Source organism: Candidatus Eisenbacteria bacterium, assembly GCA_020847735.1.
In the GTDB taxonomy this organism is placed as follows: Bacteria; Eisenbacteria; RBG-16-71-46; order RBG-16-71-46; family RBG-16-71-46; genus CAIXRL01.
Map to the genome: position 1 here is coordinate 79643 of JADLBL010000018.1, position 25257 is coordinate 104899.

Below are 25257 nucleotides of genomic sequence, written 5' to 3' on the forward strand. Positions count from 1 at the left end.
CAGACGGGGGGCGAAGGGGCCGAAAACGCGGGGGACGAAAGTCTCCGCCCCGGCGGCAGACACCGGATCCCCCGACTCCGCGCGGACCGCGCGCGGGAGGGCGCATGGCTCGCATCGACGCGATCTTGAAACTGGTCAAGGAACAGGGCGCCTCCGACCTGCACATGACCACCGGCTCCCCGCCGATGGTGCGGATCAACGGCGAGATCACGCCCATTCCCTACGAGCCGCTGACGCGCGAAATCAGCGAGATGCTGCTGTTCGAGATCATGGACCCGGCCGCGCGCGCACGCTACGACCAGCACAAGGACGTGGACTTCTCGTACGAGGTCCCGGGCGTGGCGCGGGCGCGCTGCAACATCTACGAGCAGAGCAAGGGCCCGGCGGGCGCGTTCCGCATGTTGCCGAGCCAGATCCTGACCCTGGACCAGCTCGGCCTGCCGCCCATGCTCGCGAAGCTCACCGAGATGCCGCGCGGACTGGTCGTCGTGACCGGACCTCCGGGCACCGGCAAGTCGAGCACGCTGGCGGCGCTCATTGATCACATCAACCGGACGCGCCGCAAGCACATCCTGACCATCGAGGACCCGATCGAGTACCGGCACGAGAACCAGCAGTGCCTGATCACGCAGCGCGAGGTCGGCCGCAACACGCCGAGCTTCGCCAAGGCGCTGCACGGCGCGCTGCGCGAGGATCCGGACGTGATCATGGTCGGCGAGATGCGCGACGTCGAGACGATGGCGCTGGCCATGACCGCGGCCGCGACGGGCCAGCTCGTGTTCGCGACGCTGCACACCATGAGCGCGACGCAGACGGTGGACCGCATCCTCGATTCGTTCGACGGCGAGCGACAGGCGCAGGCGCGGCTGATGCTGTCGGAGTCGCTCAAGGGCGTGCTCGCGCAGCGGCTGCTGCGGCGCTCCGACGGCGCCGGCCGCGTGCTGGCGCTGGAAATGCTCATCGGCACGCCGGCGGTGGCGGCGCTGATCCGCGAGAAGAAGACGTTCCAGCTCCAGAGCGTCATCCAGACGGGCAGGAAGGAAGGCATGCAGTGCATGGACGACGCCGTGTTGCACCTGGTGCGTGAAGGCGCGGTGTCGGCGCAGGACGCCCTTCCCCATCTTTCGAGCAAGGAACTGCTGCCGTCGCTCGAGCGCGCGGCGCCCCCGCCGCGCGCGCAGGCGGCCTGATGGCGCCGGTGCCCGCGCTCGGCGGCGAGCTGGGGCTGCTGAGTCTGTTCGACCTCGGCCAGCTCCTGCTGCTCAACGGCGCGACGGGCGAGCTGTGCGTGACGCGCGAGGGCCGCAAGGGCTACCTCTACTTCGACCGCGGCCAGATCGTGAACGCGGTGGACGACGAGTACCACGAGGGCGAAGGCGCGGCGTACACCCTGTTCAGCTGGAAGTCCGGCACGTTCGAGTTCCACGCGCGCCCGGCCAGGGGTGTGCGCGTGGTGACCGAGGGCACCGAGGCGCTGATGCTCGAGGCGGCCCGGCGCATGGACGAGCTCGGGCTCGGCGAAGCCGGCGAGGAAGCAAAGCTCAAGCAGCGCGCCAGCGCCCTCGACGCGCTGCGCGAGGCGTTCCACTCGGTCGCGGTCGAATCGGGCGCCGGCGCGTCCGAGTCGGACGGCGCACCGGGCTCGCCGCTCGCGCGCCTCGCGGGCCCCGACGACGTGCTGCTGCTGCGGCCGGGCCGGCGCACGCGCGTGCGCATGAACGGCGCCTGGCAGGACGCGGGCGCGGCGCCGCTCGATCCGTCCGCCTACGAGCAGCTTCGCGTGCGACTGCAGGACGTCACGGCGGGCGCGAAGGAGTCCGCCCGCGTGCACCTGACCGCCGGCGAGGACGGCCGCCGCTACGCGACCGCGCGGCTCGCGGGCGAACACGAGGCGCTGTGGGTGCGCCTCGCCGACGCCCCCTCACCGGCGCTCGCGAGCCTGCCGGGCGGTGAGGTGATCGCCGCGCAGATCGCGGGCGCCAGCGGGCTGCTGCTGGTGGCCGCTCCCGAGCCGGGAGCCGCCGGGCGCTTCTTTCACGCCTGCGTCGCGCACCTCGCCGCCTCGCGCGGCGAGGCGCTGCTGCTCGTCGCCGAGGCCGGCCGCGCGCCGGCCGGTGACGGAACCGGGGCGGTGCTGCGCGCGGGCTCACGCGACGCCGAGGCGGTGCTGCGCTCGTGCGCGCCCGGCTGCGCCGCGTTCGACGCCGCGCATGCTCATCTTTCCTCCGCGGCGCTCGGGCTTTCGTCGCTCGTCGTCGCCGGCATCGTCGCGCCCGGCCCCGAGGCGGCGGTGCCCGCCTGGTGCGCGCGCAACGGACGGCGCGCCGGCGACGGCATCGAGGAACTGCTCGCGCGCCTCGGCGCCTCCGTCGCCTTCGCCTCGTCCACCGATTCCACCGCCCGGCTCGTGCTGACCCGCGCCGAGGCGCCGGCGGCTCCGGCCGTCCACCGTTCGCCCGCGAAGCGGGCCGCCTGACCCCGGGAAAAAGGAGGTCGCATGCCGATCTGGGTGATCGTCGCCTTCGTGGTCTTCGACGTGGCGCTGGCCCTGTTCGTACTGCGCACCGTGCTCGCCAGGCGCGGCGGGCTCAAGGCCGTGCTCGGCACGGACCTGCGCAACATCATGGAGGTCTCGAGCGAAATGGAGCGCGAGACCGAGAACTACCTGCGGGCGAACTGGAGCGGCGACCCCACGACGCTGCCGGTCGCGCTCGGATCGCTGCTCGACCGCTTCGAGGCCCGCGTGCGCGACCGCCAGCTTCCGGTGACGCGCGCCGAACTCAAGCCGATGCTCGGCCGCCTGGTCCTGGCGCAGCGACTGGCCAGCGGACACGACGTGCAGGAGGCGCTCAAGCGGGTTGCCTGAATCGCCCGCGAACATGCGTCAAGGCCCGCGCGGCGTCCGGCCGCGCGGGCCTGTCGTTTTTTCCCTCCGCGGGCGCCGCGGGCTACTTCCGCGCCATCTCCATGCCCTTGAGCATCGCCAGCACGTAGTCGCGCGTGCTGCTGTCCTGAACCGCGACGCCCAGCACCATCTCGAGCGCGGGCTTGCTGCTGCCGATGCGCACGATCACCTGCTTGGCGACCTCGTCGTTCCTGAGCAGCGTGTCCACCACCGCGAAGCGCGTGGAGTCCACCGCCACGAGCTTGTCGAGGACCTGCCCGGTCAGCGCCTTGTTGGCGACGATCGCGTCCATCACCTGCGTGCGGAACTGCTCGTTCGACGCGAGCTGTTTGGCGACGTCCGTGCCGCAGCCCGCCAGGACGAACACCGCCACTGCCGTCACCACCGCGATTCGGCCCAGCTTCATGAGCTCTCTCCTTAAGAAGGGGTTCGTCCGTGCGCGCGGGCGTCAGACGCCCGCGGGTCGCTTCAGGTGCCAGTCGCTGCGCTGCTGGTAAAGGCCGCCGATCTCCGCGAGTCGCCGTTCCGAGAACGCCGGGCCCATGAACGCGACCGACGTGGGCAGGCCATTCTCGCCGAAGCCGTTCGGCAGCGCGAGCGCGGGCAGGCCCGTCAGGTTGCCGGCCGGAATGACCGGCGGGCCGCCGCTCACCCCGGGGTACGCCTCGCTGAAGCCGCGGTCCGCGGGATAGGCGACGGTCGCGCGGCACGGCGTGGCGACGACGTCGTAGGTCGCGAACAGCCGCTCCATCGCCGCGCGCATCGGCCGGCGCAGTCGCATCGCGTGCAGGTAGTCGAGCGCCGGCGTGAGCAGGCCGGCGTAGCCGCCCGTCCGGTCGGCGGGGCACCGGAGCTTCGCGACCCCGCCCGACTCGAGCAGTTCGCGGAACGCCGAGGCGCCCTCGCAGCCGACGATCGTGCCGACCGCCGGGCCCCACGGCAGGTCGGGCCACTCGACGTCGCGCGTGACGATGAACGAGTCGGACAGCGCGGCCAGCGAACGCTCGAAGTTCTCGCGCACCGCCGGCTGGACCTTCTCGGTGCAGCCCGCGGGCACCGCGACCTTCCACCGGATCGCGTGCCTCGCCGGCCCGCCCCAGGCGAACGACCGGCCCGTGCAGCTGTCATCGAGCGGGTCGGGCCCGGACATCGCGGCCAGGACCAGCGCCGCGTCGTCGGCCCCGCGCGCCATCGGGCCGAGCTTGTCGAGCGTCCAGCACAGCGCCATCGCGCCGTGGCGGCTGACGAGTCCGTAGGTCGGTCGCAGTCCGGTCACGCCGCAGAACGCCGAGGGCGTCAGGATCGAGCCCGAGGTCTCCGAGCCGATCGCGAACGGCACCAGGCCCGCCGCGACCGCCGCGCCGGGACCGCTGGAGGAGCCGCCGCTCCAGAACGCCGTGTTCCACGGCGTCAGGCCGGGGCCGGTGAACGAAGCGTCGGCGTGGTCGTAGCCCATGCCGCCGGCCAGCTCGACCATCGCCAGCTTGGCGACCAGCACCGCGCCCGCCGCGCGCAGTTTGGTGACGACCGTCGCGTCGTGGTCGAACACCTGGTTGCGGTAGGGCTCCGCGCCCCACGTCGTCGGAACCCCCTTCGTCGCGAGCAGGTCCTTCACGCCGTAGGGAATCCCGTGCAGCGGCCCGCGCGACCGGCCCGCGCGCAGCTCCTCGTCCGCGCGCCGCGCCTCGGCGAGCGCGCTGTCCTTCATGAGCGTGACGACGGCGTTGTACTTCGGGCCCAGCGATTCGAGGCGCGAAAGGCTCGCCTCGGTGAGCGCGACCGAGGTGACCTCGCGGGCGCGCAGCCGGTCGCCGAGCGTGCGGATGGGCGTGAACATCAGGTCGGCGGCGGTCATGGCGTCAGCCCTTTCGCGCGCCCGGCGGCGCCACGTGCGACGACGGCTCCGGCAGCGCCCGGAACGTGAAGTCGGGTTCGTCCCCGTTGGCCAGCTTCGTCGCGGCGAGCCGCCTGCCGATCGCGAGGTCGCCGCCCAGATCGCGGGTCACGCTCTCCCACTGTTCCGCCGTGAGGCGATCCCTGCCGAGCCGCTGCTGGAGGATCGAGGCGAGCGCCTTCGCCGCCTCGGACGGGGGCTCGGGAGCGCCGGCCGGCGGCGGCGGCACGGCCGGAGCGGGCGCCGGGACCTGCGCGAGCGCGGCGGCCGGCAGCGCCGAGGCGATCCCGGCGGCGGCGAGCCGCAGGAAATCGCGCCGGCTGGAAACGGCACGCGGATCGGCTTCGTTCATTTTCGTCGAGCCTCCTGGAGCAGGTCCTTGACCGCGGTTCGCACCGCGAGGCGAATCTCGGGTGGCACGGACTTCCGGCCGTAATCGCGACACGCGCCGAGCACCGCGCGCAGCGACGCGCACGCTGCCGCGCACGCCGGGCAAGAGGCGACGTGCCGTTCCATGCGCGCGCAGACCGCGGACGACAGTTCGCCTTCGACGTAGCGGCTCAGCATCCGCGCGGTGTCGGGGCAGTGTTCGTTCCGCGGCGGCGCATCGCCGCCGGCCGCGAACGGCGCGAGCCGCTCGCGCAGCGCGAGGCGCGCCCGGTGCAGGCGGCTCTTCACGGCGCGCTCGCCGATGCCGAGAATGCGCCCGACCTCGGCCGCGGTCAGTCCCTCGACGTCGCGCAGCACGACCACGTCGCGCTGCGCCGCCGGCAGCGCGGCGATCGCGCGCTCCAGCGCCTCGCCGAGCTGGCGCCGCTCGAGCGAGCGGAGCGGCCCTGCCTCGGGCGGCGCGGCCTCCAGCGCCTGCGAGACTTCGGCAAGCGGCCGCTCGCGCGCGAGCCGCTGCCTGCGCCGGCCGCAGGCGCGGCGTGCGACGGTGTACGTCCAGGTCGAGAGCGAGGCGTCGCCGCGAAATCGGGGCAGCGTGCGCAGCAGGGTCGCCATGACGTCCTGCGCGAGGTCCTCGGCTTCGTGCGGGTCGCGGCAGAACACGCGGCTGAAGCGCAGCGCCGGGGCCGCCGCGGCCTTGAACAGCTCGTTCAGGGCCCTGCGGTCGCCCTTGCGGGCGGCTGCGACGAGCTTCGCCTCGGCGGTGCGGGCGGCCTTGCGGCTCCCGGAAATCCGCTTCCCGCCCCGCCCGGGCGCGGGCTCGAGCGCCCCGGTGAATCCACTGGCCATGCCCGGTTGCCTCCCGCCTGCCCGTCGGTCCGCGGTCGCGACACGGACCGGTTTCGCCCTTGGCGCCGGCGCGCCGAACCTCGCGCGAGCGCGCGTCAGGCGAAAGCGGACGGCACGTTAGCACACGCGCTCGCGGCCGCCGCCCTCAGGAGCGGTGCAGCGACGCGAGCATCCCGTCGAACTCCTTCGCGGACGCCTCGAGGACCTTGCGCGGGCCCGTGAACTTGAAGAACACGTTCCCGTTCGGGCCCTCGACGATCGCGCCCTTCAGCATCCAGCCCGGCAGCCTGCCCGTGGACTCCATCCTCGGGCCCGACGGCGCGAGATATTCGCCCTCGACCTCGACGAGCTTCACCTTCAGGCCGCCGTAGGTCCGGATCGCCCGCGAGATCTTGCCGTGGCTTTCGAACTGGCCGACCCAGCGGTCAATGTTCGCCTCGGGATCGCCGCCCTGGCCCGGCCCGAAGTAGAAGACGGCGCATTCGCCCGGATCCCCGCCGCCCTGCGCCGGCGCCTCGTAGGTCGCGAGCCGCATCGCGGACTCGGCGCCGGGGGTCCAGCGTGCGGGCACGTCCCAGGCGATGCCCACGCTCGCCGCCTCGCCCGACTCGATCTGCGGCGCCGACGGCTCCTGCGGCATGGCTTCGGGAGCCTGCTGCGACGGTTCCGCCGCCTGCTGCATCGGCGGGGCGATGGTCCTTTGCCAGTAGGCGCCGGCGAAGAACGCGGCGATGACGATGACGACGGTGACGACGGCGCGAACGTTCATGGTCGGGCCCCGGAGGATCCAGCGATGTCAGGAGGGACGGAGCCGGACCATAGCCCGGCGGGCAGCGCGCGTCACGCGGGGGCGCGGCGCGCGGCCGGGTTTCAGCCCCCGGGCGTGAGCCCGAGCGCCGTCAGCTCCGGCGGCAGCGCGCGAACGCCGGCGAGCGCCGCGCCGCAGGCTCCCGGCGGCCCGCCCGGCAGCAGCTCGAGCCGCACGGCTCCGAACGCCACTTCGGCCGCGCCGTCCTCGCGCGATGCGACCCGCGCGTCCATCCGGTCCACGCACGCGAGCGCCGCGCCGGCGACGTCACCGGCGAGCGCGCTGACGCGTCCGATGCCGCGCGCGCCGTTGGCGTGCGTGCGCGAGGCGGCATCGTCGGGAATGCGGAGCGCACGCGGCGAGCGGTCCTCGATCAGGAACGGCATCCAGCGCTCGGCGGGAAACAGCAGGCGCATGTCGAGCCGCGCGCCGTCGGGCCGCTCGCGGCCGAGCGCGACCGGCCCGGTCATCACGTCGCCGCGGCGTCGCGACTCGGCCGCCAGGCGATCGAGCCGCTCGACGCGCAGCGCCCAGTCGCTCACGCCGTCGGGTCCGGCGAGCGACGGCAGGAAGCGGCGCGCGAGCGCCGAGGACCCGTGCAGATGCCGCTCCCAGCGTTCGCCGCCCGCGGGGCCGCGCAGCTCGCGCAGGGAGCGGCGCGAGTCCGGATCGAGCGTGGCGAGCAGCTCGAGGTAGCTGCCGTCGGCGAAGACCACGAGCGCGTTCTCGGTCGGCAGCCCCTCGTGCCTTCCGCCGGGAACGACGGTGAAGCCGGCGCCGCGAAAGCGCGACATCGCTTCGGCGAGCGCGGACACGACCACCACGACGTGATCGAGCTCGGCCGTCATGCGCCCTCCCTCCGCTCGTGCCGCGACCGGCGGCGCGGGCGTCCCGATCGCTCAGGACCCGACACAGGCGAGCGTGAAGCCGTCCCAGCCCTTGACACCGACGGTCTGGATCGCGGTCGCGCTCACGCGCGGCTCGGCCGCGAGCTTTTCGTGCAGTCGCCGCACCCCGACGACCGTCGCGTCCGCGCCCGAGGTGTCGAGCACGCCGCCTTCGCGGACGACGTTGTCGAACACGAGCACGGCGCCGGGCGACGCGAGCCTGAGCGACCACTCGAAGTATTGCGGCAGGCTCGGCTTGTCGGCGTCCACGAACACCAGGTCGAAGGGTTCCGCGCCCTCTGCGACCAGCGCCGGCAGCGTCTCGAGCGCGGGACCGAGGCGCAGCTCGATCGCGCCCGCGAGCCCGGCGAGCGCGAAGTTCGCCCGCGCGACCTCGGCGTGTCTCGACTCGCGCTCGAGCGTGACCAGCCGGCCGCCGGGCGGCAGCGCGCGCGCGAGCCAGATCGCGCTGTAGCCGCCGAGCGTGCCGATCTCGAGAATGCGTTTCGCGCCGCGGGCCCGCGCGAGCAACCCGAGGAGCTTGCCCTGCGCGGGCGAGACCGCGATCTCGGGCAGCCCCGCCGCCTTCGCCGACGCGACGGCCTTCTCCAGCACGGGGTCGGAAAGCTTCAGCGCGTCCTCGAGGTAGCGGTCCACCGCCGTCCACTGTTCCTGGCTCATGCGTTCTCCCTTCGGATGGAAACGACCGGGGGCGGGCCCGCCGCGCGGCGGCCTTCGAGGATGCCCAGGGCGATCCCGCCGAGGATGGCGAGCGACGCGACCGCGAGGCGTGGCGTCACGCGCTCGCCGAGCAGCAGGACGCCGCCGAGGCTGGCGAGCACCGGCACCGAGAGCTGCACCGTCGCCGCGCTCGCCGCCCGCAGGCCGGCGAGCGCCGAGTACCATATCGCGTAGCCGATTCCCGAGGTGAGCGCGCCCGAGACCGCCGCGAGCGCCACACCGGCCGGGTCCATCGTCCGCCGACCCGCGAACACCAGGCTCGTCGCGAGCGCGAACGGCACGGCGCGCAGGAAGTTTCCCGCCGTGACCACGAGCGGCGCGCCGGCGGCGCGGCCGCGCAGCGAGTAGACGCCCCACGCCGCGCCCGCGACGATCATGAGCGCCGCGCCGCCCGGAGCGGGCGCCGAGAGCCCCGGCGCGAACAGCAGGACGAGCCCCGCGAGCGCGGCGGCGAGGCCCGCCCATTGCGGCGCTCGCAGGCGTTCCCCGGCGCGAAGACCCAGCACGATCATCGTGAGCTGCACGGCGCCGAACAGCAGCAGCGCGCCCGTCGAGGCGGGCAGGCTCACGTATGCGAACGAGAAGGCTGCGGCGTACGCGAACAGCGCGAACGCCGAACCCCAGCCGCCGGCGGCGGCCGGCGAACCGCCGCGCGCGCGGGCGAGCAACGCCAGCACGAGCGCGCCCGAAACGACGCGCACGCTCGTGAACGTGGCCGGATCGATCGAGGTGTGCGCGAGCGCCTGCCGGCAGAGGAGCGAGTTGCCCGCGAAGGCCGCCATCGCGAGCGCCGTCAGCGCGAGCGTTCGCGTCATCCCGGGTGTCGCCGGGAGTTCCGGTCCCCCGGGGCGTGGCGCGTTCAGCGGCCCCCCCCGCGCCGCCGCCGGGCGCCAGTCGCGGCGGATCGTGCGGACGACCCGCGCTCGGAAACGCGGATCACCAGCCTGAGCCCCGACCACACCTCGCTCACCGCGCAGACCTTGACGTCCACGAACCCCAGCGGCAGCGCGACGGCGCGGATCACGTCCTCGGTGACCTCGGACGGCACCTTCGAAGCCTTCTTCGGCCACGACACCCACACGTATCCCGCCGGGGCGAGCGACCGGCGCAGGGTCGCGAGACGCTTCGCGAGCGCCGCGCGCTTCGTCACGAACACGTGCGCCGCGGCGACGGAGCCGCCCGCACGGGCGGTCAGGGTGACGCCCGCGGGCAGCTCGCCGAGCCAGGTCGCGTACCCGCGCGGCGCCCCCAGCACGAGCAGCCGGAGCGGGGCTTTCAGGCCGAGCTTCTGGACGAGCGGCGTTCCGGAGTAGCCGGGCATCGGTCGGGGCAGTCCTTTCGCGGGGCGTGGTGAGGCGCCGAGACTACCTGCTGGGCCCGCGTCCGGGGAGCGCGAAACACGCGGCGGGCGGCCTGCGCTGGTCCGCGGCCCCGATCCGGGGTATTGCTCCCCGCCCATGCGCTCCTTCATTCCCACCCGCCACGACATGCGCGCGCTCGTCCGCCTCGCGGTCCCGATCGTCACGGTGCAGGTCGGACTCATGCTGATGGGTGTCGTGGACACGATCATGGTCGGCCACGTCTCGGCGCGCGAGCTGGCGGCGGCCGCCATGGGCAACCTGTACGTCATGGGGCTGGCGGTCTTCGGCATGGGCACGCTCTGGGGCCTGGACCCGATCGTCTCGCAGGCCATGGGCGCCCGCGACCACGAGGCCGCCGCGCTCGGCGTGCAGCGCGGCCTCGCGCTGGCGGCCGTGCTCAGCGTGCTCATGACGCTGCTGTGCCTGCCGGCCGAGCCGATCTTCCGGTTGCTCCGCCAGCCGCCCGAGATCGTGCCGCGCGCCACGGCCTACGTGTGGCTGTCGGCCCCGAGCATGATCGCGCTCATGCCGTACGTGGCGCTGCGCCAGAGCCTGCAGGCGATGAAGCACACGCGCGCGATCGTGATCACCATCGTGGTCGGCAACCTGGTGAACGCGGCACTCAACCTGGTGTTCGTGTACGGCAATCTGGGCTCGCCGGCGATGGGCGCGCCGGGTTCGGCGCTGTCGAGCACGATCGGGCGCTGGGTGAGCCTGGCGCTGCTGCTGGCGCTGGCCCGGCGCGAGCTGCGTCCGGTGCTGCGCCCGCTGCGACGCGAGGCGCTGGCGGCGGGGCCGTTCCTGCGCACGCTGCGGCTCGGGCTGCCGATCGGCGGCCAGGTGTCGGTCGAGTTCGGCAGCTTCGCCGCCATCTCGATCTTCGCCGGCTGGTTCGGGGCCGAGGCGCTCAGCGGACATCAGATCGCGATCAACCTCGCCTCGCTCGCGTTCATGGTGCCCGCCGGCATCGGCAGCGCGGCCGCCGTGCTGGTCGGGCACGCGATCGGCGACAACGACGCTCCGCACGCGCGCCGCGTCGCCGCGAGCGCGCTCATCCTGGGCGTGTCGTTCATGGCGCTGTGCGCGGTGGTTTTCCGATTCGCGCCCGGGCCGTTCGCGCGCATCTACACGTCCGTGCCCGAGGTGGTCGCGATCGCCGTCGCGCTCATTCCGGTCGCGGGACTCTTCCAGGTGTTCGATGGCGTGCAGGTCGTGTCCGCCGGCGTCCTGCGCGGCGCCGGCGACACGCACGCGGCGCTGGTCGCGAACCTGCTCGGCTTCTGGCTCGTCGGCATCCCGGTCAGCCTCGCGCTCGGCTTCACGGCGAAGATGGGCGTGGTCGGGCTGTGGCTCGGCTTCGTCGCCGGGCTGTTCGCCGTCGCGCTGTTCCTGATCTTGCGAGTGCGCGTCAAGCTGGGCGGCGAACTGCGGCGTATCCAGCTCGAGACGGTGGCCGAGCCCGGTACGGGCGGCCCGGCCTGAACGCCCGGACCGCCGCGGCGGCGACCCCTACTTCTTCGCCGCCGCCTGCTTCTCCCAGCCGGCCGCGATGCTCTCGATGTTGCGGCGGTTGGGCTCGTCGGGCGCCTGTGGCAGCGACCTGCGCGCCAGCGCGGCCGCCTTCGCGAAGTCGCCGTCGATCGCGGCGGCCCGGGCCAGCCCGAAGTTGACCGGCCACTGGTTCGGAAAGCGCTTCGCGTTGGCGAGGTAGAGGCGCTTCGCCTCGGCCTCGTTGCCCATGCCCTGCAGGCCGCGCGCGAGCCCGTGAACGTCCTGCGGCGTCACGCCCGGCAGCGCCATGGCCCGATCGAAGGTCGCCGCCCCCTCGGCCGCCCTGCCGTTGGCGATCTGCAGTTGCGCGAGTGTCGTGAGCGTCTGGAAGTTCGCCACCCCGTTGCCCGGACGGCTCACCGCCTCCTGCGCCCACAGGAGCCCCTGGTCGAGGTGGGCCTTGCGCGCGAGGCAGAAGTCGGCCGCGTCCTTGAACGCCTTCCACTCGAAGGCCGCGCGGGTGCGGAACTCGTCACGCAGGTTCGCGACGTAAAGCCCCGTCCAGTCGTCCACCGAAATCCGGATCGGCACGCGCAGGGCCTCCCACTCGAGCAATAGCGTCGCGCCGTCCGGCTCGCGGTCCGTGAACCCGTAGGTCAGCCACTCGTGGTAGTCGCCGGCCTCCGGCTTCACCGTGACGCGGAGCTGGTCCTTCGCCGGGTCGTACCAGTAGCTGCCCCACGCCTTCGCGTCCTTCGAGAAGATGACGACCCACTCGTCCTTGCCGGGAATGAAGTGCAGGCCGTACTCGCCGGCCGGCAGCGGCTGGCCCTCGATCTTCACGTCGTGGGTGATCCGGAAGACGGTGTTCTCGTTTGCGCCGCCCCGCCACGGGCACTGCGTGCAGCCGTTGTAGCCGAGGTCGGTCAGGCCGTAGGGCACCAGTTCGCCCCAGATGTGCCCTTTGCGGTCGTGACCGTCGGGCGCGTGCACGTCGGGGCTGTGGTACTCGACCGTCGCGCGCACGAGCCCGATGCCCTGCGTGACCGAGCAGAACTGGTTGTCGCCGCTGGGCGGCAGCGTGATGTCAATGGCCGGGGCGGGCGCCGGCGCGAGGAGCGCGACGCAGGCGGCAAGGGCGGCAAGAGCGGCGAGCGGGGCGCTGCGGGCGGCGGGCGGCATGGGAGACGCTCCTCTTCGGTGGGCCGGGTCGGCGATCGCTTCGGGCGACGCGCACCGTCGCGGCCGCGCGCCGCCGGCGGCAAGTCCCCACCGACGAGCGCCGGGCGTCGGGCGTCCGGCGCGGCCGCCCTTGCCCGGCGGTTCGCGCGCGTACTAGCTTGCGCGGCTCGGGCGAAGGCGCCCGCGAGGAGGCAGCGCATGTCCCGCGGCAAAGGCGGCACGTTTCGCATCCGCAAGACCCGGCCCCCGCAGGTCGCGGGCCAGGCGAACCCGCGCAGCTGGCTGCGAACCGCGGCCGGCGCCGTCCTGCGCGACCTCGAGGCGCGCGACCTGCCGGCGCGCCTGCAGGAGCCCGGCGGCTTCCTGTGGCTGGACCTCGACAACGGCAGCCCCGGCCAGCTCGCGCTGCTCGCCGACGTCTTCCATCTCCACCCGCTGCTCATCGAGGACGCGCAGAGCCCCAACGGCCGCGTCAAGATCGAGGAGTTCCCGGGCTATCTGTTCGCGGTCGTGCGGGCGGTGCGCTACGTGGGCGAGACGGAGGATCCGCACGACATCGAGACCTTCAACCTCGCCTGCGTGCTCGGGCCGAACTACCTGATCACCATTCACGGCCGGCACGCCCCCGGCGTCGAAGCCGTCTGGGAGCGCGTCCAGCGCTCGCCGGACCTGCTCGCACGCGGACCCGCTCGCACGCTGCACGCCGTGCTCGACGCGACCGTGGACGCCTACTTCCCGATCGTGGACCAGCTCGACGAGTTCATTGATTCGATCGAGGAGCGCGTGTTCGTGCGCTTCGACGACGCCGCGCGCAACGACATCTTCAGCGTCAAGCGCCTGGTGCTGCAGCTCAAGCGCCACCTCGCGCCGCAGCGCGAGGTGTTCAACTTCCTCACCAACCGCCCGTGCGCGCTGGTCGCGCCCGACGTGCAGGTCTACTTCCGCGACATCTACGACCACGTGATCCGGCTCAACGAGTCGCTCGACACCTACCGCGACCTGGTCAGCTCGACGATGGAGGCCTACCTGACGCAGATCTCGAACCGGCTCAACGTCGTCACCAAGGGCCTGACGCTCGTGGCCACGCTGAGCGTGCCGTTCGTGGTGGTGAGCGGAATGTGGGGCATGAACTTCGCGCACATCCCCCTGTCCGGCTGGCCGCACGGCTTCTGGGTGATGTTCGCGATCCAGCTCGGCCTCGGCGGGGCGCTCGTCTGGGTGCTCAGGCGGCGGGGGCTGCTGTAGGCGCGGGAGCGGGTCACGCGCCTGGCTCCACTCAGGTCGTGCTCGTTCCGGACGGCCTGAAGCGAGCCAGCACGGCGGGCGCATCGATGACGATCAGATGAGCGCGCGCCCGGCTGCCTGCGACGTAGAGCAGCGGGTCTGTGCGATTGTGGGCCGGCGGATGCGAGAGCCCGGTGAGGATGACGACGTCCCGTTCGAGCCCCTTGAACCGGCTGACGCGATCGAGGTAGAGCGTGCCCGGAGGGCCGAAAGGATCCTGCGTCGTGGCGAATCCCCCGAGCCGGCCTTCCGGCGCGAGCTCCGCGAGCTGGTGCCGTCCCGCGGTGAGCACCGCGAGCTGGCGCAGCGCGACGCCTTCGTTCGCGGTCAGGGTCCGGACCCGGTCCTCGATGGCCGAGACGGCGGCTCGTGAGTCCCCGACCTCGATGAACTCCGGAGGTGGACCGCCCGGGCCGGCCGAGTTCGAATCGTCGGACGGGTTCAGGCGCTTCAACACCGAGTGAATCTCTCGGGAGTTCCGAAGATTTCTGGAGAGGTGAAACTCCATCATGCCGGTGTGGTCCCAGCCCTCGCGCCCACCGAAGATGCTCTGACCTTCGTCCTGGAACACGAACAGGTACCCCGCTTCCTGCTCCCGAAGCGCATGGATCAGCGCGCGCTGCATGTCGGCGGAGAAGTCCTGCCCCTCGTCCACGACGATCGCGTCGAAACGGCCATCCTGCCCCGCGAGCGACCTCCGGAACGCCTCCGGCAGCATCCGGTCGAAGTACTCACTCCCCAGCAGCCTCTCGCGAGCGGGATCCCGGACCTCGTCCGAGTCCGGATCCGGACCCGTGAATCCGTCCCGGAGCGCACGGCGGTAGCACAGTTGATGGAAGTTGTGGACCACCAGTTCGGGCAGGTCGGCCGTATCTCGCCCCAGCAAATCCGCAAGCGGCCGGTTGAAGCAGGTCAGAAGCGTTCGCAGCCCCGCCCGGCACAGCCTCCGCGCCTTTTCCACGGCCAGCATCGTCTTGCCGGTGCCCGCGGCGCCGGTCACGAGCACGCGATGATTGCGCGCGAGCCCGTCGAGAACGGCGAACTGTTCCTCCGTCAGCCGGTTGCTCTCCGCGGACGCCTCTCGCAGGCGGCCGCCCAACCGGACCGGCAGCGTGCACGACGGTGCGATGAGGGCTTCCAGTTCACTCGGCCACGTGCTCGGAACCGGCTCGAGTGACCGCGACCCTGTCCAGCGCACGAACATGGACTCGACCCGCGCCCCGAGTTGCGGAAGGTCGTCGCGAAGCGCCACCAGATCCGGCAGCGCCTCGACACCCACCGACGCCGGGTCCCCTTCGGCGTCGGGGAAGACCACCCCCCAGCCGGCCGTGATGGGCAGGTCTGGAAGGCTGAGGCGTTTCGTCAGCAGGTCCTTGATCTGGCGCGTGCTCCGCTTCGATTGCTCGAAAGGGTTCTTGATAACGTGGCGGGCCCCGCGCCGGTCGGTGCTCGACCAGGTCTTCGTGCGGGGTTCGTGGTCAATGCGCCCCCCCTTGACCTCGAGGACGAGAAACCCCCGTCGGGGGTCGCAGACCACGAAATCCGCCTCGCCCTGGATGGGCTTGCCGGTCGCGCTCACCGACTGCCATGCGACCGATCCGAACACCGTGAAGCGATCGTCGAGGGTCTGGCGCAACGCCGAGTGGACCCTCACCTCCGCCCCGGAGGCCGAGCGACCGTCCTGGCCGACGACGCTTTCCGCGGGAATCATCCTTGCCACGGATGCCTCCGATCAGCCGATGGGCTCGACGGCGTGGAGTCTGTACCCGAGGAGCCACCCGGGACCGTCCTGCCGGCGCACCCGCAGCGAGGCGCTCACACAGGCGTCGTCTCCCGGATTCCACTGGATGCCCTCCGCCCTCGGCCACAGCAACCTGCGAACTCCGAGCCAGGCGCGGCGATGGTCCGCCAGAAGGGCCGCGACCGTTTCGACGGGCTGCCCGAGCCTCCCCGCGAGTCGGGTCGTGACCACCTCGGCGTCGCGACCGTCGTGTGCATGGAGCCCGGCAACCACGCCATCCACGAGCGGTTTCACGACGTCCGCGGGGCGGACGCCGTCCGCGGGCCCGACTTCGAGGACGAGATCCAGGGCGTACAAGTCCGTGTGCGGGCGAGCGCCGTCTGGTGCAGCCTGCCGGGTCGCCCACCAAACCGAGTCTGGTTTGCTGAAGGCGTCGAGCCGGTCGAGGTGGAGGTTGTTTCCTTCGACCACGAGTTCGCCCCTCCGCCAGTACCGGGAAGCCGAATCCGCGGCGACCACGGCATAGCGATGGTGATGCAGCACGTGCGGCCCGCCAGGCGGCTCCGCGTACACACGCTCGAAGCGCAGGGCCTCGTGGCTGGCCGCCGCGAATCGCCCCGTGCCGACGTTGTAGAGCAGCACGTTCTCGGCATCCACGACGTCACGCGACGCCGAGGTGTAGACGGCCTCCAGCATCTGTCCCGGTCCCGCCACGAGCGTGGTGACCGCGGCGCCGATTTCGTCCTTCAACGCCTTCGTGGCCGGCTTGTCGTCGAACTGCAGCCGGTAGGCGCTCTCCACGGTGACGACGCCAGGCTCGACCTGTACGCGGAACTCGGGGCCACGGACCTGCTCGCGCTTCCACGGCCTGTCCATCGGACTCGCCTCGCCGCGCGGGGCGGGTGGCGCTGGGTTTGGAGCGCGTGGGGGATCCGGGCGTCCTCCGCCCGCCAGCCCGGGCTCGCTGCCGCAGAACGCGTACACCATGCCCCGCCGCCGCACTTCGGCGACGAGCGCGTCCAGATCGTCCGACCAGAGCTTCGGGACCCCGAGCCGGCCGGACGGCTGGCGCACCATGGTCGGGATCCAGCGGCAGCCCATCGAGTGGATCGGACACATCTTCGGGTCGCGGCCACCAGAGTCGTTGTAGAGGTAGCCGACGCCCGATCGAATGAGCTCGAGCAGCTGCTCGGAGGTTCGAATCTCGCGGATCACGCGCGGCCTCCTGCCGGCCCGGGCGCTTCCGCACGGGCCGCGCCGCCGGCGACGGCTTCCGCCTCCACCGCCATCCACACGACCAGCGTGATCTCGTCCTCGTCAATCGGCGGAAGCGGCTCGGGCGGTTTCCAGGGCTGAAGGCCCAGCTCGCGAACCCTCGCGGCGAGCGCCGTTGTCGTCTCCTCTCCGCCGGGATCGTCCGGATAGACGCGCAGGACCGGACCGGCCGAGATCACGACGTAGTCGAGGTTCTCCTCGTCGGCACGGGAGAGCGCCCACGAGATCGGCGCGTTGTCGTTGAAGCGCGCGAGCGGCGGGTCGATCTCGTCCGGACGCTCCAGGAACACGGCCATCGCGATCTTGGTGGACTGCGACACCAGCACGCTGCCCGGGTCGGCCCCGGACAGGTCGCGCACGGTGAAGCCCAGGGCCTGCACCAGCTCGCGACCGCGCTTGCCGAGCAGCTCGGCGGCGCCGCGACCGGCGCCCGACCAGTCGGCGCGCCGCGGCACGCCGGCCTCGAGTTCGTGCATCGCGAACAGGCCGTGGTTCGCAAGGCCCGGAATCGCCGAGGTCAGCTGCGGGAAGGCATCGCGCAGCGCACGCGCCGCCGCGTGACGGTCGGGCGCACCGAGCAGCTTGAGACAGAGGCGCTCGACCTGGCCACGGTCGAGGCTGGCCTCGATCGAAGGATCGTCGCCCTCGACGCCGCAGATCGCCGCGCGGTCCGCCCCGTGAAGGACGACGATCAGAACGGGCGTCGCGCGACGGCCCCTGCGAGTGAGAAGCGCGGTCCTGAGCGCTGCCTGGGAGGGCGCACCCGTGGTCGAGAGGACGGCGACTTCCAGGGCGTTGCCCCCCTGGCCCAGATGAAGCGCGGCCGGGGTCAGTCCATTCGGGTACTCGCCGGCCAGCGGCCGGGGTTCGAGGGCGGCCAGGAAGGACATGGAGTCTGCAAGTTACTGCGCGAGGCCGGAGATTGCACGAGGCGGCAACGTCCGGCCGGGTACGACGTGACCGGGGACGGCACCGGCGTAGCCGACAGCCTCTGGCCGCAGGCACCGACCCCTCGCGCCGGCCGGGCACTCACCGCGTGGGCCCGGGGCATGACACTTGCGGGCGACTCGCGTGCTAGCGTCGCGACTCGTCCCGCCGGAGTCGGTGCGGACGTGGTCGCGGAATGAGGACTGGAGAAGGGAATGCAGCGGCTCAGCCGAAACGCGCAGGTGCTGCGCTACCTGCTCGACGCCGATCCCGGCGTCGGCCGGACCAAGCTCGCGAAGTACGCCTACCTCGCGGACCTGGTCGCGCGGCAGCTTCTCGGCCGGCCGATCTCGGGGTTCCGGTACGTCTTCGACCGCCACGGCCCGTTCGACGCGGCGGCGTTCTTCACCGCGAAAGAGGAACTGGTGGGGCACGACCTGGCCGTCGAAAGCGAGATCGCCATCGGGCCCTATGTCGAACACCAGCTCTCGCCGACGCCGCGGGCCGTCGAGTACGATTTCACGCTCGCGGAAACGAAGGTGCTCGAGTACGTCGCGCAGACGTACCTGTCCATGGGTGCCCGGCAGCTGTGCGAGGAGGTCGTGTACCGGACGGAACCGATGCTGAAGGCGAAGCCCGGCAGGCTCATTCCGATGAGCGAGTCAACCCGCCCCGAGAGCGTGCGGTTGGGGTTCGATCTCGAGCGGATGCTGGCTGGCGAGGCGTCGGCCGGGGCCGGAAGGACCCGCCCCCTGCGTGAAGCTGCGAATGAGCTACGAGGTCGAGCTCACTGACGTCGCGCTCGAGGACTTCCAACGGCTGGTTGATTCGCTTCCGACGGCGCGCCGCCGGGACGCCACTGACGCCGTCGAGGCTGCGCTCGAGCGTCTCGCCGCCAGTCCCCGGCTCGCGCAACGCGAGTACCTCGGCCGCCCCTCGTACCACTTCAGCTTCGTGGCCGGTGGTGTCCACTACCACTGGGGATGCACCTTCGTCATGGCCGAGAACGAGGCGCTGATCCGGGTGACACACCTCTTTCGAACGTCGCTCTGACCGCCTCGACCGGCGCCGCGCCGAAAGCGCGACGCCAGGCGCCCCCCGCGAGCGGCTCGGCCCTCAGTGCCCGAGCACGCCGCGGATCAGCAGCATCGCGATCACCACGCCCATCAGGCTCTCGCCGGCGATGAGCCCCGAGCTGACCGGGACCACGTACTTGCGCGCGAGCCCCGGATTGAATCGGCCGATCAGCCGCGCGCCCAGCGCGCCGAGGAACATCGCGACCGCGTTGCTGCCCGGGATGACCATCGCGATGCCGAGGCCGCTCGGCGAGGGCACCCAGCCGCGCACGGCCTTCGGCGCCATGCGCTCGAGCAGCGCCAGCGCCACGCCGAGCGCCAGGCCGGCGACGATGCCGGCGCGCGCGAGCGCGTCGAGCCCGCCGATGCCGCCGGCGAACGCCTTCGAGACGCCCGCCCATACGAGGCACGAGGGCGCGGGCCAGGCGTCGCTGCCGAGCACGCCGGGGTCGGGGATCAGGATGTTGAACGCGGGCACGACCACCGCGGCGCCGGCCAGCACGCCGAAGAGCTGCGCGTGGAACTGCACCCGCGGGCTGGCGCCGAGCAGCCAGCCGGTCTTGAGCGTGGTGAGCAGGTCGGCCGCGTGCAGGCCGATGCCGCCGGTCACGTTCGCGCTCATGATGTTGCCCGACAGGTTGCCGGGCGTGATCACGCCGTAGAGGAGCTGCGTGACGGGTCCGAGCGCCTTGGTGGGCGTCACGTCGGTTTCGCCGGTCACGCGCGAGGCGACGAAGCCCATCACGACCGCGAGCGGCACGGCGATCAGGCCCGCCCACCAGGGAATCTGGAAGAGCACCGTCATCAGCACGATCACGACCGGCCCGAGCACGACGAACCCGGCGGGGAACCACCAGCCCGGGCACTCGATCTCGTCCATCGGATCGGCGACGTGACCGTCGCGCTTCTTCGAGAAGATGGCGGCGATGCCGGTGAACGAGCGCGCGACGCTCCTCCAGTCGAGCGCGAACGACGTGAGCCCGGAGGCGACGAGGATCGCGGCGCCCGGCCACACGGTCCAGCCGACGATGGCCTTGTAGCTGACGGCCGTGATGGCGCCTTTGGCGAACAGCGCGGGCGCGAGGAAGCCGTAGGTCAGCACGCCGCCGAGCAGAAGCGACCAGCCGGTGCGGAAGCTCATGAGCGCCCCGGCGCCGAGAAGCACGAGTTCGCTCTTGAGCGCCAGCGTCCAGTCGGCCGCAGGCCGTCCGCCGATCGAGAATCCGAGCGGCAGCACCCCCGGGACGTTGAACGGCATCCACGCCGCCTTCGCGTCGCGGAACCAGGCGAGCGCGGCCGCGACGAGCGCGCCGATGCCGAGCGCGCGCGCCTGCCGCACGCCCTCGCCCCCGCCGCTGCCGTCGGCGGCGCCGTGGATCGCGTGCAGCGTCTCGGCGGTGGCCTTGCCGGTCGGGAACGCCAGGCCTTCCTGGTTCACGAGCTGGCGCTTGATCGGGATGGCGGTGAACACGCCGAGCGCGGCGATGGCGCCGAACCAGAACAGCATCGCCGTCGGGTCGGGGCGCAGCGTCGTGACCATGAGCAGCGCCCCGAACGCCGCCATGTTGCCGCCGCCGGTCATGTAGCCGGCGCCCGAGGAGACGGTGATCAGCGCGTTGTTCTCGAGCGTCCCGAGCGGCCGGCCGCCGAGGCGCGCGACGCGCAGCAGCTGGAACAGGGCGAACGACAGGATCGCCGCCGTGATGGTCACGCCCATGGACCAGCCGGTCTTGAAGAAGACGTAAAGATTCGACAGGCACATCACGGCGCCGATGACCATGCCGACGAGGACGGCGCGCACCGTCAGCTGCGGCACTCCGGTGCGCCGCACGTGCTCACGCCAGTAGCGTTCGGGAGCCTCGGGAGCGGCTTCTCGAGGGTCAATCATGCGGTCCTCATGGATGGGCCGGACGGCGGAAGTCGGTCGAGCGGGCCGGCAGTCTAGCCTTTTCCCCCACACCGCGCCCGGGCAACCGGGAGCCGCGCTCGCAGGAAAATGCCTCGGGCCGCCAACTTTTTCGGTGGCCGCGAGTATCTCATCCGGCGGGTTTCGTTTCGGCGGCGGCGCGGTGACACCGCGCGACAGGAGGTCGGTGCGTGACGATTCGGCAGGTGGGCGACATCACCGTGGTCTCACCCACGGGCTGGCTGGTGGGCGGCGAGGAGACCGACAGGCTCGAGGACCAGGTGCGGGAGCTGCTCGCGAACGGAAACCGCAGGCTGGTGATCGATCTGGGCGGGATCGCGATGATGAACTCGCTGGCGGTCGGGGCGCTGATGGGCTGCCGCCAGAGCTACCGGAACCGCGACTGCCACATGGTGCTCTGCGGCCTGAACACCCGCCTCGCGCGCATGTTCCTGATCACCCAGCTCACGCTGGTCTTCGAGCTGCACGAGACGCTCGAGGCGGCGCTCGCCGCGCTCCAGCAGACGGCCTGAGCGCCCGGGCCCCGGGTCGGTTCGAACGACTCGGCATCCGTGGCTCGACGGCGGCCCGCTTGCTCGGCTTCCTGCCTCGCCGCGCTGCATCCACTCGGGCTCCCGCCATCCATGGCTTCGCCCTCGCCGGACGCACCGCCGTCGAGCCACGGATGCCGAATCGCCGAGTGTCGTCTAGCGATAGAGGCTCTTGACGCGGCCCCAGCTCGAGGCGGCCGCCGGAGTGGGCAGCAGGTAGGAGACGAGCTGGTAAAGCGTCCCGGCGTCGTACTGCACGAGTCCCACGTCGTCCGCGTACCACTCGAAGGCGCTCTCGGGGCCCGTGGCCGAGGGCCCGGCCGCCGGCCCCGCGAGCCGGCCGTCGAGCGCGAGCGCCTCTCCGCGCGGCGCGAATGGCAGCGCCGGCCCCGCCGGCCGCGCCGGAGGCGGAACCTGCGCCACCCCGAAGCAGTCGAACGATCCCGCCGGGTTCACCAGCGTCGCGTGCCCCTGGACCTTCCACCAGCTGTCGAACTCGCCGAAGGTCACGTTGTCCGGAATGGCGATGGCGCGCGTGTGCTGGTTCCACTCGAGGCCCAGCACGGGCGAGCCGGGAAAGATCCGGACCGGCGGCTCGTAGACAAGGCCGAAGGGTATGCTCGCCCGGTAGTAGCCACCGAGCAGCACGCTGCCGTCGGTGTCGAGCATCCAGAAGTTGATGAGCCCGTCGTCGGCGCCGCCCGAGTACGTCTTGATGTACATGCGGCGCCCCCGCACGCGCACCGGCTCGGTGATCTCCTCGAAGTGCGGCTCGTCGGCCTCGTTCATGTACTGCCAGCGGTTGCCGACGTCGAGCGGCAGCCACTCGGCGCGCGCCGCGCCGCCGGGCATGAGCGCGCCGGCGCAGGCGGCCAGCGCGAGCGCGGGCAGTAACGCGAGCGGGTGCCGCCTCCCTGGCGCCATGCGGTTGACACCCTCCAGAACCTGCCCGGAAATGCGGTGAAGGTTCACGACGCGATCCCGGACGAAAACGCGGGGCCCGGCGCGGCGGCGTGCGTGGAGCGGCCGGCCGCCCCGGGATGCTACGTCCTCGGGCCGCGGACGGGTGGAGGAATCTTCGGCCGTGGCCGCGAAACCTTCGTCCCGGCTCCGGGGCGGGCCCCTCGCGCCGCGGCCCGGGTCGCGAATAGACTGCGGCGAGTCCGCGCCGCGCGTCGGCGCCCTTCCCACCCTTCGCGGAGTGCGCATGTCCCCGATCGTTCGCGGTCTTCGGCCGTCCCTGTTCGCCGCCGTGGTCCTGTCGTTGAGCGCGCCGCTGCCCGCGGCCGGGGCCGTGGCGCTTCCCGACACCGGTCTCTTCGCGCCGGTCGCGCGGCAGTACCGCGCGCGGCTCGAGGCCATCCGGCGCGCGCCCGAACCGGCGGCGCCAGGCGTCCTGCGGCTGCTGCTCGCGACCGGTCAGCCGGACGAGGCCGCGCGGCGGCTCGCGAAGCTGACGGGCGAACCGCGCGAGGCGGACGTGATGCGCGCCCGGGTGGCGCTCGCGCGCCAGGACTTCGCGGCGCTCGAGCCCGTCCGCCTGCGCATCATGGACGGTCCCATGGACCGCGAGGACGAGCGCGGCGCGCTCTTCTCGTGGCGTTTCGCCACCGATGACGCGGCGGCGATCGACGAGCTGACTCGCGACGCGGTCGCGGGCCGTGACGACGCGCGAGCGGTGCCGGAGCTGCTGGCCGCGGGCCGGCTCGCCTACGACCGCCTCGCGTACGCGCGCGCCGAATCGTGCTTCACGCGCGTGATCGCGGCGGTGCCCCGCCCGGCGGACGAGCCGGCCTGGGGCTCGACCGCTTCGGCCCAGCGCGCCGCCGCGCTCGCCGGCCTCGGGCTCGTGCAGCAGAAGCGCCGCGACTGGGACGGCTCGCTCGTCACGTTGCGCGAGGCGCTCGAGGCCTTCGGCGGCCCCGACGTGCTCATGCCGCTGACCGAGACGCTCATCCGCCTCGGCCGCACCGACGAGGCGATCTCGGCCGCCGAGTGGGCGGTGGCGCTCGCGCCCTACAACGACGCCGCGCACTACCTGCTCGGCAACGGCTACGCGCGCAAGAACTACACGCAGCTCGCGGCCGCCTACCCGCGGGTGTTCGCCGGCGCCGCCGGTCGCGCCGCGCTCGCGCGGGCCGACGCGCTGCTCGCCGGCGGCCGGAGGGACGCGGCGCGCGGGGCGTACGCCGCGATCGTCCGCGCGCACGCGGATTGGGCGGACGCCCGCGTGCGGCTCGCTTCGCTCGACTTCGAGGACGGACGGTTCGCCGAATCGCGCGACGGCTGCTTCGCCGCGCTGCGCTCCTGCCCCGAGTACGGCCGGGCGCACGCCGTGCTCGCCAAGTCGCTCGAGGGGCAGCGCTTCGTGGTGGACGTGCACCGCGCCGGCTACGAGGCGCGCTTCGCCGCCGCGCCGACGCCGGAGGTGCCGGGCATCGAGAAGTTCGTGGTCAACTGGCGCTCCCTTTCGCCCCGCCACCAGAAGCGCGTCGCGCTCTCGGTGGCGCCGTGGAAGGCGTTCCTGCCGGTGCTCATCGCCGGCGGCTCGACCTACTACATCAAGCCCGTCTACCTGCTGCTCTCGGAGTGCCCGAACCTCGGGACGCTGCGTGACCAGCGCATCAACTACGACTCGCGGCTGTGGGACGACGTGCGCGGCTGCGGCGGCTACCACACGGTGACCGGCATCGAGGACGTCGAGCGCACGATCTTCGACCGCTACAACACGGTGCTCCACGAGCTGACGCACCAGGTGCACGCCATGCTGCCGGCCGACGACGCGCGCGAGATCCAGGAGCTCTACCGGCGCGCCAAGCTGCGCGACGACGCCACGAAGGACGGCTACCTGTCGCGCTACGCGGGCGGCAGCGTCTTCGAGTATTTCGCCGAGGGCGCCAACGCCCTCTACTCGCCGATGCGCGACGAGTACGACCCGCGCGAGGTGGTGCGCGAGCGGCTCGAACGCCTGGATCCCAACCTGCGGAAACTGGTGGAACGTTTCCTGGCGCGCACCGACGTGAGCGCCTCCTACCCGATCGCCTACACCGCGGGCGGCGACGACCGCGTCGAGCGCGGCAAGGTCGCCGAGGCGGCGCCCTTCTACCGCAAGGCCCTGGCGATCGAGCCGGCGAACGAGACCGCGCTGCTGTCGCTCTCGCGCGCGCTGTCGCTGGGCAACCGCGCGGCGGCGGCGGAGTCGGCGGCGACCCGCGCGGTGGCGGCGCATCCGGCCAGCGGCCCGGCGCGCACGACGCTGGCGTTCGCGCACTGGCAGGCGGGCCGCGGGCTGGCCGCCGCGCGGGCCGGGCTCGCCGCCGCCCGGCCGCTGGTGCGCGCCGAGGACCGCTACCTGGTGGACGCGTCGCTGGGCGCTCTGGCGTGGACGGCGGGTGACGCGCCGGCGGCGCTCGCCGCCTACGACTCGGTTCTCGCCTACCAGTCCGACAACCCGGAGGGCCAGCAGGGCCGCGCCGAGGCGCTGGCGCTGGCCGGTCGCACGGACGAGGCGGTCGCCCAGTACGAGCGGGCCGTGCGGATGCGCACCGGGGTCGTGGAGCTGCGCTGCGACTACGCGCGCGACCTGCTGCGCGCCGGGCGCGTCGAGCCGGCGCGCGCCCAGCTCGCGGAGGCCGCGCTCCTCGACGCGGAAAACCCGACGGCCGAGGCGCTGCGCGCCTGGTGCGACCTGGCCACCGGCGACCTCGCGAAGGCCGGCGCGCGCGCGCATCAGGCGCTCGCCTGGGGACCGTGGTGCGACCTCGCCGCCATCGTGAACGGCGCGGTGGAACGCCGGCTGGGTCGCGCGGGTGCGGCGCGCGAGGCGTGGGCGCCGGTGGAAAGCCGCATCGCTTCGGCCGCAGGCCCCGAGTACGTCTACCGCCCGAAGCTCGCGACCTGGGAGCAGGTGCACGCGCTGCCCGCGGCGGAGCGGGCGATTCTCGAGGACTTCCGCCGCTGAGCGGCGCCGCCGGGCCCCTCGCGGGATC

General features: G+C 72.7%; 24 protein-coding genes. 9 read left to right on the forward strand and 15 right to left on the reverse strand.

Annotated elements, in window-relative coordinates; translation table 11 throughout:
- Positions 1–104 precede the first annotated feature (104 nt).
- From IT347_08190 to IT347_08200, 3 genes are read left to right on the forward strand one after another with little or no spacing between them, the layout of a single operon-like run.
- Entirely contained in the window at positions 105–1190 is a 1086-nt protein-coding gene (locus tag IT347_08190; GenBank protein MCC6349555.1) for a type IV pilus twitching motility protein PilT, read from the forward strand.
- Positions 1190–2476, forward strand: a complete 1287-nt coding sequence (locus tag IT347_08195; protein ID MCC6349556.1) for a DUF4388 domain-containing protein — start codon at positions 1190–1192, stop codon at positions 2474–2476. Before IT347_08190 ends, IT347_08195 begins: the two co-directional genes overlap by 1 nt.
- A gap of 21 nt (positions 2477–2497) precedes the next feature.
- Positions 2498–2866 carry a hypothetical protein gene (locus IT347_08200; protein ID MCC6349557.1) on the forward strand — a complete coding sequence of 123 codons (369 nt, stop codon included), beginning with the start codon at positions 2498–2500 and terminating at the stop codon, positions 2864–2866.
- 82 nt (positions 2867–2948) lie between these two features.
- Here the strand turns inward: IT347_08200 and IT347_08205 are convergent, their stop codons facing one another.
- From IT347_08205 to IT347_08245, 9 genes are all read right to left on the reverse strand, one after another.
- On the reverse strand, positions 2949–3311 hold the full coding sequence (locus IT347_08205; protein MCC6349558.1) for a hypothetical protein: 363 nt from the start codon (positions 3309–3311) through the stop codon (positions 2949–2951).
- Between the two features lie 42 nt (positions 3312–3353).
- Positions 3354–4760: an amidase gene (locus tag IT347_08210; GenBank protein MCC6349559.1), complete on the reverse strand. Its 1407-nt coding sequence runs from the start codon at positions 4758–4760 to the stop codon at positions 3354–3356.
- A gap of 4 nt (positions 4761–4764) precedes the next feature.
- Complete coding sequence (locus IT347_08215; GenBank protein MCC6349560.1) at positions 4765–5151, reverse strand: twin-arginine translocation signal domain-containing protein; 387 nt, start codon at positions 5149–5151, stop codon at positions 4765–4767.
- The gene (locus tag IT347_08220; protein ID MCC6349561.1) at positions 5148–6038 is read right to left on the reverse strand and encodes a sigma-70 family RNA polymerase sigma factor; all 891 of its coding nucleotides are present in this window, start codon (positions 6036–6038) and stop codon (positions 5148–5150) included. Before IT347_08220 ends, IT347_08215 begins: the two co-directional genes overlap by 4 nt.
- Positions 6039–6183: 145 nt before the next feature.
- Positions 6184–6807, reverse strand: coding sequence for a hypothetical protein (locus IT347_08225; GenBank protein ID MCC6349562.1), 624 nt, complete (start codon positions 6805–6807; stop codon positions 6184–6186).
- 101 nt (positions 6808–6908) lie between these two features.
- A complete protein-coding gene (locus tag IT347_08230) occupies positions 6909–7694 on the reverse strand; it encodes a VOC family protein (GenBank protein ID MCC6349563.1) in 786 nt (261 codons plus the stop codon).
- A 51-nt stretch (positions 7695–7745) separates the two neighbouring features.
- The gene (locus IT347_08235; GenBank protein MCC6349564.1) at positions 7746–8414 is read right to left on the reverse strand and encodes an O-methyltransferase; all 669 of its coding nucleotides are present in this window, start codon (positions 8412–8414) and stop codon (positions 7746–7748) included.
- Positions 8411–9289 (reverse strand): DMT family transporter, encoded by an 879-nt coding sequence (locus IT347_08240; protein ID MCC6349565.1) that lies wholly within the window; start codon positions 9287–9289, stop codon positions 8411–8413. The genes IT347_08235 and IT347_08240 overlap by 4 nt, the downstream gene beginning before the upstream one ends.
- A 44-nt stretch (positions 9290–9333) precedes the next feature.
- Positions 9334–9795: a DUF3052 family protein gene (locus IT347_08245; protein MCC6349566.1), complete on the reverse strand. Its 462-nt coding sequence runs from the start codon at positions 9793–9795 to the stop codon at positions 9334–9336.
- A 136-nt stretch (positions 9796–9931) separates the two neighbouring features.
- On the opposite strand from IT347_08245, the gene IT347_08250 reads away from it, so the two are divergent.
- Entirely contained in the window at positions 9932–11317 is a 1386-nt protein-coding gene (locus tag IT347_08250; GenBank protein ID MCC6349567.1) for an MATE family efflux transporter, read from the forward strand.
- Positions 11318–11344: 27 nt separating this feature from the next.
- On the opposite strand, the gene IT347_08255 is transcribed toward IT347_08250, so the two are convergent.
- Complete coding sequence (locus IT347_08255; GenBank protein MCC6349568.1) at positions 11345–12508, reverse strand: DUF2911 domain-containing protein; 1164 nt, start codon at positions 12506–12508, stop codon at positions 11345–11347.
- Between the two features lie 198 nt (positions 12509–12706).
- Between IT347_08255 and IT347_08260 the strand changes: the two genes are divergently transcribed.
- Positions 12707–13753 (forward strand): magnesium transporter CorA family protein, encoded by a 1047-nt coding sequence (locus tag IT347_08260; GenBank protein MCC6349569.1) that lies wholly within the window; start codon positions 12707–12709, stop codon positions 13751–13753.
- Positions 13754–13784: 31 nt separating this feature from the next.
- Here IT347_08260 and IT347_08265 read toward each other — a convergent pair whose 3' ends face one another.
- The 3 genes from IT347_08265 to IT347_08275 are packed head-to-tail and all read right to left on the reverse strand — an operon-like array spanning position 13785 to position 17698.
- Positions 13785–15512 carry an NERD domain-containing protein/DEAD/DEAH box helicase gene (locus IT347_08265; protein MCC6349570.1) on the reverse strand — a complete coding sequence of 576 codons (1728 nt, stop codon included), beginning with the start codon at positions 15510–15512 and terminating at the stop codon, positions 13785–13787.
- Positions 15513–15524: 12 nt separating this feature from the next.
- Positions 15525–16748, reverse strand: a complete 1224-nt coding sequence (locus IT347_08270; protein MCC6349571.1) for a hypothetical protein — start codon at positions 16746–16748, stop codon at positions 15525–15527.
- Positions 16745–17698 carry a hypothetical protein gene (locus IT347_08275; protein MCC6349572.1) on the reverse strand — a complete coding sequence of 318 codons (954 nt, stop codon included), beginning with the start codon at positions 17696–17698 and terminating at the stop codon, positions 16745–16747. Before IT347_08275 ends, IT347_08270 begins: the two co-directional genes overlap by 4 nt.
- A 252-nt stretch (positions 17699–17950) precedes the next feature.
- Here IT347_08275 and IT347_08280 point away from each other — a divergent pair, with 252 nt between their 5' ends.
- Positions 17951–18529, forward strand: a complete 579-nt coding sequence (locus tag IT347_08280; protein MCC6349573.1) for a DUF4065 domain-containing protein — start codon at positions 17951–17953, stop codon at positions 18527–18529.
- On the forward strand, positions 18492–18788 hold the full coding sequence (locus IT347_08285; protein ID MCC6349574.1) for a type II toxin-antitoxin system RelE/ParE family toxin: 297 nt from the start codon (positions 18492–18494) through the stop codon (positions 18786–18788). The genes IT347_08280 and IT347_08285 overlap by 38 nt, the downstream gene beginning before the upstream one ends.
- A 63-nt stretch (positions 18789–18851) precedes the next feature.
- On the opposite strand, the gene IT347_08290 is transcribed toward IT347_08285, so the two are convergent.
- Complete coding sequence (locus IT347_08290; protein MCC6349575.1) at positions 18852–20699, reverse strand: OPT/YSL family transporter; 1848 nt, start codon at positions 20697–20699, stop codon at positions 18852–18854.
- A gap of 209 nt (positions 20700–20908) precedes the next feature.
- Between IT347_08290 and IT347_08295 the strand changes: the two genes are divergently transcribed.
- A complete protein-coding gene (locus tag IT347_08295; protein MCC6349576.1) occupies positions 20909–21250 on the forward strand; it encodes an STAS domain-containing protein in 342 nt (113 codons plus the stop codon).
- Between the two features lie 174 nt (positions 21251–21424).
- Here the strand turns inward: IT347_08295 and IT347_08300 are convergent, their stop codons facing one another.
- Positions 21425–22240 (reverse strand): hypothetical protein, encoded by an 816-nt coding sequence (locus IT347_08300; protein MCC6349577.1) that lies wholly within the window; start codon positions 22238–22240, stop codon positions 21425–21427.
- Between the two features lie 235 nt (positions 22241–22475).
- Between IT347_08300 and IT347_08305 the strand changes: the two genes are divergently transcribed.
- Positions 22476–25229: a tetratricopeptide repeat protein gene (locus tag IT347_08305; protein MCC6349578.1), complete on the forward strand. Its 2754-nt coding sequence runs from the start codon at positions 22476–22478 to the stop codon at positions 25227–25229.
- The last annotated feature ends 28 nt before the right edge of the window (positions 25230–25257 follow it).